Raw genomic sequence first — 9,967 nt, forward strand, 5'->3', positions numbered from 1 at the left:
GGACCCCATAACGCGTCCACCAGCTGTGTCTTCGACGCGGTGTGCCCCGGTCGCAGGAGCAGGACCGCCAGCATGGCCCGGAGCTGGGGTGGACCGAGGCGCAGTTCCGCGTCGCCGCGGTATGCACGGACCGCCCCGAGAACGGCGAAGAGCAGTTCTTCGGTCACCTCGCCAGGGCCCTCCTTGCTCGACCACTCCGAACGCCTTCGTCATGGTCACCAACCCACCGTGGGGAGCGGTTCACGCGTGGATCGATCACCTGTGCGCTGGTGGCCAGCCGATGGCGGTCGGCGAACGATCATCCTATCAGTCACGCCGGTTCGCCCTCGAAAATGCGTATGCAACGTGAGCCGCCGGGATTGCGGGGGCAGGGGAGACCGCTCCGGGGCGGACATGCGAACGGCCGGCACGACGTGCTCGTCGTGCCGGCCGAAGTGCCCTGGACCCCGCTCCGGTCGCGTGACCGGCCGGATCTCTCAGGCCAGTGACTCCCAGTCGACGATGCCCTCCGCGAGGTCGCGCACTCCGGCGAGCAGGCCCAGCCTGTTGGCCCGGACTGCGGGGTCCTCGGACATCACCAGGACGTCGTCGAAGAAGATGTTCACCGCGTCGACCAGCTCGCCCGTCTGCGCGTTGAGGTGGACGAGCGAGGTCTCCTCGTCGAGGACATGCCGGCACTTGACCAGGGCAGCGTGCAGAGCCTGCTCGGCGGGCTCATGGAGCTGCTCCGGGTCGTACACCGCCTCCAGCCCGGCCGGCACGATGCGCCGTACCCGCTGGAACGCCGCAAGAACGGTGGCGAACCGGTCGTCACCCTGCAGGCCTTCCAGCTCCTCCAGCGTCCGCGTGGCCAGCCGCGGCGAGTCGCCGCGCACCAGCACCGCGCGGACGTCGGTGGTGGAGTGCCCCAGCTCGATCAGCTGCTGCTCGAAGCGGCGCAGCACGAACTGGGCCGCGTCCTCCAGATGCTTCTGCTCGACCGTGACGGCCTGATGCTCCGCCGCGATGGCCAGCGCCTGGCCGAGCCTGATCGCGGCCAGGTCGCTCCTGCTGAGGAGGATGTTGACCACGCCCAGCGCGGAGCGGCGCAGCCCGAACGGGTCCGAGCTGCCCGTGGGTTCGGCCCCGATCGCGAAGAGCCCGACCAGCAGATCGAGCCGGTCCGCCAGGGCCAGCAGGGCCCCCGGCAGGGTTTCGGGCAACGTGTCGCCGGCGAAACGCGGCAGTTCGTTCTCGTAGAGGGCCTGTGCCACCGCCTGGCTCTCGCCCGCGCGCACGGCGTATTCGCGCGCCATGATGCCCGCGAGGCTGGACAGTTCGGTGACCATCTGGGAGCCGAGGTCGAACTTGGTCAGGGCCGCGGCCCGTTCCAGGACTTCGTGGTCCGTGCCGGTCAGGCCGATGACCTTCGCCAGCCGGAGGGCGATGGCCGAGATGCGGTCGGCGCGGTCCGCCATGGAGCCGAGACGCTCCTCGAACGTGAGGAGGTGCGTCTTCTCCCTCATCTCGCTCAGCGGGGTCTCCAGATCCGCCTTCCAGAAGAAGGAGGCGTCCTCGTACCGGGCCCGCAGCACCGCCTCGTTGCCGTGGCGGACGATGTCGTGGTCGCACGTTCCGTTGGCCACCGCGACGAAGTGGGGCAGCATGCTGCCGTCGGCATCCACCACGGGAAGGTAGCGCTGGTGCTTGCGCATGACGGTGACGAGGATGTCCGCGGGCAGCGTGAGGTACTTCGGGTCGAAGTTCCCGAGGATCGGGGTGGGGGACTCCACCAGGTTGGTGATCTCGTCGATCAGCGCGCCGTACTGCTCCGTCTGGATGCGTCCGCCCACGGCCTCGGCGAGTCGCGCCGCGCCGTCCACCACGAGGCACCGCCGCTCCGCGGCGTCCGCGAGGATTCCGTGCCCCTTCAGAAAGGGCAGGTACCCGTCTGCCGTCGGCACCTCCGCCGTGGGAGGCACGGCGTCACGGTGAACCTGCGTCGTACGTCCCGACGTCAGGCTGGACACCGTGAAAGGGACGACCCGCTCTCCCAGCAGAGCCATGATCCAGCGGATCGGACGGGTGAAGGAGAGCCGCGGAGCGTTCCACCGCATGTTCTTCTCCGAGCGAAGGCCGGTCACGACCTCCGAGAGGAGAGCGGAGAGGACATCCTCGGCCGAGCGCCCGACGACCTGCCGGGTGAGGGCGACATGCTCGTTGGCCCCGACAGTGACGCGACCGAGGTCCGCCGGTTCGGCGCCGTTGCTCCTCGCGAAGCCGATGGCCGCCTTGGTGGGGTTTCCGTCCGCGTCGAACGCCGCCGAGACCCGGGGCCCGCGCACGGTCTGTTCGTAGTCGGCCTCGCGGGTTTCCACGCCGAGGACGGTGGCCACCACGCGTCGGGGGCTGGCGTCGACCCTGATCTCACCGTGTCCCAGCCGGGTCGCGCCCAGTTTCTCCGTCAACGCGGTGCGCACCGCCTGCGAGGTCCGGGTGACCTCGGCCGGCGGCATTTCCTCCACGCCGATCTCGACCACGAGGGTGGCCGCCCCCGGTTCGGCCGGCGGGTTCACCGTGCCCTGCTCGGGCCCGACGGGTTCCGCGGCCGCCTCCCGGTCCGGAGCCTCGCTCACTGCGGTGTCGGCCGGGGCGGAGTCGCTGCTCGACACGCGGCCCAGGGGGAAACCGAGTTCCTCGCGCCGCGCGACCCACAACTCGGCGACCTCGTGGGCCAACCCGCGCATCCGGGCGAAGGAACGTGCCCGCTCCGTGGTGGAGATGGCGCCCCGCGCGTCGAGCACGTTGAACGCGTGCGAGCACTTGAGGACGAAGGAGTACGCGGGGACGGGAAGACGCGCGTCGAGCGTGCGGCGTGCCTCGCCCGCGTAGGCCTCGAAAAGGCTCCGCTGGGTCTCCAGGTCGGCCTCGTCGAGGTAGTAGCGGCTCATCTCGTACTCGGCCTGGCCGAACGCCTCGCCGTAGGTGACACCCGGCGCGTACTTGAGGTCCTTGAAGTGATTGACGCCCTGAAGCGCCATCAGGATGCGTTCCAGGCCGTAGGTGATCTCGACGGACACCGGGTCGAGGGTGATGCCGCCTGCCTGCTGGAAGTATGTGAACTGGGTGATCTCCAGACCATCGAGCCATACTTCCCAGCCGAGCCCCCAGGCGCCCAGGGCCGGGGACGCCCAGTTGTCCTCGACGAAGCGAATGTCATGTGCGGCCGTGTCGATGCCCAGGGCCTGCAGACTGCCCAGGAAAAGCTCCTGCGCGTTTCCGGGCTCAGGCTTGAGGATGACCTGGTACTGCGTGTGGGTCTGCAGCCGATTCGGGTTCTCGCCGTAACGTGAGTCGTCGGGCCGGACGCTCGGTTCCACGTATGCGACACGCCACGGCTCCGGTCCCTGGACCCGCAGGAACGTAGCGGGGTTGAGCGTGCCCGCACCCACCTCGGTGTTCATGGGCTGAACGACCAAACACCCGTGCCCGGTCCAGTACTTGTTCAGCACCAGCAGTGCTTCTTGCATCGTCAACACCGAGATCATTCCTCCACGGGTACGGCACATACTCAGAGCATCTCCCGGCTGAGGCTCAGGAGACCATGGCCTGGGTGAGTCTACCCATCAGGGCGTTTCCGCTCGGCATCGCCGGGGAGCCAACAGGCGCCACGGCCCGGCCAATTGTGACTGTCCGAGCAGGCCGGCCGGCGTTTCCCCGAGTGGCCGAGACCTGTCGGCGGCCGTCGCCACGGCCCCGTCGTCCTCGGCCGCGTCCCGCGGCCGGAGGTGCGCGTGCCCGGCGGCCGAACGGGGCGGGAACTCGAAAATCTAGGGAATCCACTAGTCTTTCCGGGCCGCCGTTCTGCCGGTCGATTTTCATGCGACCATGAGTGCGGGCGTTTATGCGAAAATCTTCCCTTCTTGCCCATTCTATTCAGTTCGCGGTGTCGGTGGGCGGGAATTCTTAGGCGGCGTGGATTGAGCATAATGCGGGCGGTGAATCGAGGCTTGACCGATCGGGTGATGCTCTCTATGGTTCAGGCGTTCGGTCATCCGGACATGAAGTGAATGTATTTCATCCCCTGTGCTTCCTCTCGTCAGGTGGTTCGGTGCCTGTAGTTGATTTCATCCGGGCATCGATTTTCGGTGATTTCTTGGTGTGGCTCGACACCGTTCTCTGGTTACAGAATCCGATCCACGGATGCGAAGAAGCCCCTGCGAAAGAGAGAAGTCATGGAAAACTTCGACGACATCGACATTTCCGACCTGTCGGAAGAGGAGCTGGACGACATCGTCGGCGGCCAGTTCGGGATTTCCCCCACCTGCGTCATCTGACGATCTGAAGTCCGCGGTCCGTCTGCCGAAGGGGCCTGCGCTTCTTCGGCGGACGGGCCGACGGCTCACGTCCGGACGTCTTGTCGCGGGCGGACAGGCCAGTGACTCACAACGGGAGGGGACTCATGCCTGGCGATTCGCGTTTCAACGCCGAGGCGCTCGAACACCATCGCAGGGGCGATGGCCTTGGACCGGTCTTCGGTCACGCTCCTGCCGTGACCCGGCCCACGGGAGCAGCCGAGCGGATGACGGCGGTCCGCGAGCGGTTCAGGCGACGCACACGCGGAGCGCGGCTGCAGGTCTGCTTCCAAACCCAGGTCAGCGACTGCGGTCCCGCCGCTCTCGTGACCGTGCTGCGCCACCACGGCGTGGACGTGTCCCTCGACGAGATCCGCGCGCGTGCGGGTTCCGGACGCAATGGCGCATCGGCCCGCACCCTCCTGGAGATCGCCCGCGAATACGGCGTCAAGGGCCGCGGCGTACGCGCCGGCACGGAAGCCCTGGCCCGGCTGTCCCCCGGTTCGATCCTGTTCTGGAACTTCAACCACTTCGTCGTCCTGGAGGGAGCCGGCAAAGATCATGTGGATGTCATCGACCCTGTCCATGGACGCCGTAGGCTCACCATGGCAACGGTCGCCGAGTCCTTCACGGGCGTGGCCCTGGAGTTCGAACAGCCGCTCGAAGCCGACTCCGGCCGGCGCCGACGCGGCAGTGAACTCCTCGGCCCCTGGCACCGCTTGCGGCAGTTTCTGCCGCACGGCCGGGAACTGGCGCTGATCCTCGCCTCCTCCGCCGGACTCATGGCCTTCGAACTCGCCCTGCCGCTCACCGCCGGATTCCTGGTCGAACGCGTCCTCGGCAACCGGTCGACCGGCGGAGCGTGGACGGCCTGCGCCATCCTGGCCGGTCTGGTCGTCCTCTACTTCTCCTTGTCCGTGGTGCGATCGTTTCTGGTCACCAAGCGCCAGGCCGTCATCGAGAAACGGCTCACCCTGGGCATCGTCGGGCACATGGCGGACCTGCCCTACGACTTCTTCACCGTGCGCAACTCCGGTGATCTCGCGCTACGGGTCCGCACCAGCAACGTGCTCGTCCAGGTCCTGAGCCTCACCGCGGTCTCGGCCGTCTTCGACAGCCTGCTCATCGTCGTCTATCTGATCGCCATTGCCGTCGCGAACCCGCTCCTGTCGCTTCTCGTCACCGTGCTGGTCGTCGTGCACACCGCCATCCTCGTGCTGACCTGGCGCCGGCAGACCGGACTGAGCCAAGAAGTCCTCGAACGCCAGACCAAGGCCCAGGAGGAACTGGTGGAGATGCTGGAGAGCATCACCACGCTCAAGGCCGCCGGCATGGACGGCCGGGCGGTGGAGCGCTGGTCGCACACCTTGGTCCATGAGGTCAACAAGCGTCTGAGCTCCCGCCGCAACCTCGCCCTGTTCGCGTCCCTCAGCCGCACGCTGCAGTTCGCCGCGCCCCTGATCGTGCTGGTCGCCGGGATCTGGCTGGTCCTGAGCCACCGCTACTCGCTCGGCGAGGCCATGGGCTTCATGACACTGACGATTGCCCTGTTCATCCCGCTGGAAGGCCTCTTCGACGCCGGCTCCCAGCTGGCCGCGGTCCGGCCCACCGTAGCCAAACTCGACGACGTCCTGCGAGCGGCCCCCGAACCGCGGGGCGCCTTCGCCGAGACCGGCGTGGCCAGGCCTGGCCGGATCAAGGCCGAAGCGGTCGGCTTCCGCTATCCGGGAGCTCCGCGGCCCACCCTCGACGGCGTCAGTTTCGAACTCGAACCAGGGCAGTTCATGGCCATCATCGGCCGTTCGGGCTCCGGGAAGTCCACCCTCGGCATGCTGCTGGCCGGACTGTACACACCCACCGGCGGGACCCTGACCGTCGACGGCACCGACCTGGCCGAACTCGACCGGCCCACTTACCGGCGGCGCATCGGCTACGTCAACCAGAACGCGCACCTCTTCGGCGGCACCATCCGGGACAACATCCTCTTCGGCGGCGACGACATCGGCACGTCGGATCTGATCACGGCGGTCGGGCTGGCGCACATCCACGAGGAGATCGAAGCCATGCCCATGGGGTACAACACCCTCGTCGCCCCCGGCGGCCACGGTCTGTCGGGCGGACAACGCCAGCGGATCGTGCTGGCCCGGGCGCTGGCGAAGAAGCCCGAACTGGTCATCCTGGACGAGGCGACCAGCGCCCTCGACCCGGCTCTCGAGGAATCCATCATGCGGGGGCTGCTGGACGCGGGAATCACCGTCGTCGTCATAGCCCACCGCCTGACCGTGATGGACGAGGCGGACCAGGTCGTCGTCATGCGTGACGGGCGCATCGTCGAGGCGGGTTCCCCCGCCGTCCTCAAGGAGAGCGGAACGGAGTACCTGTGCCTGGCCTGACTGCCCCACGGGCCGGTACCCCGTTCCCCCTGACCTACGAGCAGGAGTGGTTCCACACCAAGACCCTCTCCAGTGGCTGGTCCCACAAGAACACTCAGCTCGCGTTCGAGATCCTGGGCGGCCTCGACACGGACGCCCTCGCTGCGGCCGTACGCGCCTTCGTGGTCCGGCACGACGCCCTGCAGCTCCAGATGGATCCGGTGCCGGGCCCGCACCCCCTGCAGTGGACCCGGGGCATTGAGGCCGAGGAGGAAGTCGTCCGACGGGTGAAGGTGAAGGCCGCCTCGCCCGCACAGTTCTCCCACTACGCTTCGGCCCTGCTGTCCCGCGACTGCGTCACCCCGTGGTCGTACGGCACACAACGGCCGTTCGTCATCAGGCTGCTGCGCTACGACGAGAACCACCACGCGCTGCTGGCCACCTTCCAGAACCTCGTCTTCGACGGCCGGGCCCATCACCTCTTCGGGCATGAGGTCTGGCGCGACTACCAGACCCTGCGCGACGGCGGGTCCCCGCCGGACACGGCCCCCTCGTTCGCCGACGCGGCGGTCCGGCAGCGGGAGCGGACGAGCGAGCGGCTACGCGAGCAGGCGCAGGCGAACTGGCGAGAACGCCTGGCCTTCATGACCCGCGTCTCCTGGCCCCGTACCGGCCCCGCCGGGGCCGACCCTGCGGAAGGAGGCATGGTGAGCGCGGAACTGCCGGCCGCGACGGTCACGGTGCTGCGTGGTCTGTGCGCCGAGTTCCGCTCCACCGTCCTGCAGTCGGCGGTCGGGCTGTTCGTCACCGCACTGGCCGCTCGAACCGGCATGTCCGAAGTGGGACTGTGGACCTCGATGGACTCGCGTGCGTCCCGGGACATGGACGTGGTGGGCATGTTCGCCGGCTCCTGCCCACTGACCCTGCGCGACGCCGGCGACGGCGCCTTCTCCGTGCGGACACAGGTGCGTGATCAACTGCTCAACGGGCTCCGGCACCAGAGGCTCGACGCCGAGGACCTCACCGCGCTGACCCGGGAGGCGGAGGAGACCGGCGGCGCACGCGTCAGCCGCGACATCTACGTCAACCTGCGCCGGTTCGAAGGGAACTCCACGGTCGCGGACGACATCGGCGGTCTGCGGATCACGGCTGACGCCTACCCGCTGCACCGGATCACCTTTCGTGACACCTTCGCACTTCACCTCCGGTGCACCGAGTTCCGCGACCGCCTGTGCATCGACCTCCTCTACGACGGGCACCGAGCCGACCGCCCGCTGGCACGGTCGGTCCTGGAGGACATGCTCGCCGGTCTGGCGGCCACCGCCCCCGCCGGATGACCGGGCAAGAGCCGTGAGGGCCGTCCGCCTCCCCGCCGTACCCGATTCCGTCCCACACCCCCCAGCAGAGAAGGCGCCATGTCCGACACGCCGATTGACGAGGTACTGACCGCCGTGAGCGAGGTGTTCGGCAGGCCGGCCGTGCCCGAGGGCGATTTCTTCGCCCTCGGCGGCGACTCCATCACCGCGGTCGAACTGAGCCTCCGTCTGGAGGAGAGCCTGGGTGTCGAGGTCGATGTCGAACTGGTCGTCAGCCTCCCCGACTTCGCGGCACTCGCCGCCGCGCTCGCGCAGCCCTCTCCCGCCTCGCCGACAGCCAAGCACTGAGGAATCATGAAGCCCTATCTCTGGGACCCCTGGGCCACCGCGCGGACCCACCCCGACCGCGTCGCCGTGATCGCCGACGGCGAGCAGAGCACCTACGGCGATCTCACCGGTCGCGCGGACGCCCTGGCCCGGGGGCTGCGCGCCCACGGGATCCCGGACGGCGCGGTCGTGTCGACCGACATCCCCACCGGACCGGCCTTCTTCGCACTGGCCCTGGCCGCGCTGCGACACGGCTTCGGACTCTTTCCCATCGACCGTGAGCTGCTCGGGATTCCCATGGGACCGTCCCTGCTCGCCTCGGTGTCCACCGCCGCGCACATCAGTGCGCAGCCCTGGGCCGACGGCCCCGCCCTGCCCTGCCCGGTCGTGACGGGCACGCAGCTGACGGCCCGGGCGGACGGCCCCGGCACGCCTGCGACGCCGCCGGCCGCGGGCCGCCTCGTGTTCGCCACCTCCGGCACCACCGGACTGCCGCAGGCCGTGGCGCGGACACGTCCACGCAGGCCGTACCGCGGGGTCGCGGTCGTCGAACGCTACGGCGCCGGAGCCGGCCGGGGCCCGCATCTGATGGCCAACCCCACCTACCACTTGGGCACTCTCGGCCCCGCCCTGTACGCGCTGCAGGCGGGCAGCACGGTCGTCGTCCAGCGAACCTGGTCCTGCGACGCCTTCACGGAGCTGGCGGACCGTCACCGTGCGGACAGCGTCATGCTCAGCCCCGACCGCCTGACCGACCTCGTCGAGGCCGGTGCGGCACCGCGCCACCCCTTCCAGGTCGTCTTCCACGGCGGAGCAGCCTGCCCACCCGGGGTCAAGCGCGCGGCCATCGACCTGTTCGGGCCGGTCCTGCACGAGTACTACGGCACGTCCCACGGTGTCATCACCGAGATCACGACGGCGGAGTGGCTGGCCAGGCCCGGATCGGTCGGACGGCCCCTGCCGGGGATCCGGGTCGAGATCTCGCGAGAGGGCCGGCCCGTGCCCGCGGGCGAGACCGGGGACATAGACATCCTGCTGCGGGCGGCCGACCGGGCTCCGTCCGACACCGGCGTGCTGAAGACCGGGGACGTGGGCCATCTCGACGACGAGGGATACCTGTTCGTCCTCGGCCGGGCCGAGAGCCCGCGGGAGATCCGGATGGCGCGGCTCGAGCACGACATCCGGTTGCTGCCCGGAGTCACCGACGCCGCCGCCCTCGACGGCGCCGGCGACGTTCCGGTGTGCTTCGTGGAACACGGTCACGGTGCCGGCTTCCAGGACCCGGTGCCCGCCATCGAGGCCACCGCGGAACAACTGGACCTGCCCTCCCCGCGCGTCGTGCTCGCGGTTTCGGGCTCCCTGCCCCGTACGCCCAGCGGCAAGCTGAAGCGGGCCGATCTCGGCGTCCTGGCCCGGAGCGCTCCCCATGGTCCCCGGTAGCGGAGGACCAGCCCACGACTCCGCCACAGCCACCGGATGGCTCCGGCACCACGCCCGGCACCGTCCGGACGCCATCGCCCTGACCAACTGGGACGAAGGCGAGATCCGGGGCCGTACGACCTTCGGGGAACTGGACCGGCTGGTGGACACCGTCGCCCGCGCGCTGCGGGGCCTGGAC

General features: G+C 69.2%; 6 protein-coding genes. 5 read left to right on the top strand and 1 reads right to left on the bottom strand.

Features of this window, described 5'->3' with window-relative positions:
- Positions 1-476: 476 nt before the first annotated feature.
- A complete protein-coding gene (locus ACFV0Q_RS31655; RefSeq protein WP_385009982.1) occupies positions 477-3,509 on the bottom strand; it encodes a glycine--tRNA ligase in 3,033 nt (1,010 codons plus the stop codon).
- A gap of 1,022 nt (positions 3,510-4,531) precedes the next feature.
- Between ACFV0Q_RS31655 and ACFV0Q_RS31660 the strand changes: the two genes are divergently transcribed.
- The 5 genes from ACFV0Q_RS31660 to ACFV0Q_RS31680 form a co-directional block, all read left to right on the top strand.
- Entirely contained in the window at positions 4,532-6,727 is a 2,196-nt protein-coding gene (locus ACFV0Q_RS31660; RefSeq protein ID WP_385009972.1) for a peptidase domain-containing ABC transporter, read from the top strand.
- On the top strand, positions 6,715-8,043 hold the full coding sequence (locus ACFV0Q_RS31665) for a condensation domain-containing protein (protein WP_385009974.1): 1,329 nt from the start codon (positions 6,715-6,717) through the stop codon (positions 8,041-8,043). Before ACFV0Q_RS31660 ends, ACFV0Q_RS31665 begins: the two co-directional genes overlap by 13 nt.
- Before the next feature lie 78 nt (positions 8,044-8,121).
- Entirely contained in the window at positions 8,122-8,370 is a 249-nt protein-coding gene (locus ACFV0Q_RS31670; RefSeq protein ID WP_385009976.1) for an acyl carrier protein, read from the top strand.
- 6 nt (positions 8,371-8,376) lie between these two features.
- A complete protein-coding gene (locus tag ACFV0Q_RS31675; protein WP_385009978.1) occupies positions 8,377-9,789 on the top strand; it encodes a class I adenylate-forming enzyme family protein in 1,413 nt (470 codons plus the stop codon).
- The coding region (locus ACFV0Q_RS31680; RefSeq protein ID WP_385009980.1) for a hypothetical protein at positions 9,776-9,967 on the top strand (192 nt) is incomplete at its 3' end. The genes ACFV0Q_RS31675 and ACFV0Q_RS31680, both read left to right, overlap by 14 nt.

Source organism: Streptomyces sp. NPDC059564, assembly GCF_042735575.1.
Lineage (GTDB): Bacteria > Actinomycetota > Actinomycetes > Streptomycetales > Streptomycetaceae > Streptomyces.

Coding starts and splice junctions, on each gene's coding strand:
- ACFV0Q_RS31670 (WP_385009976.1), top strand. CDS start 8,122: ATGTCCGACACGCCGATTGACGAGGTACTGACCGCCGTGAGCGAGGTG.
- ACFV0Q_RS31675 (WP_385009978.1), top strand. CDS start 8,377: ATGAAGCCCTATCTCTGGGACCCCTGGGCCACCGCGCGGACCCACCCC.
- ACFV0Q_RS31655 (WP_385009982.1), bottom strand. CDS start 3,509: ATGCAAGAAGCACTGCTGGTGCTGAACAAGTACTGGACCGGGCACGGG.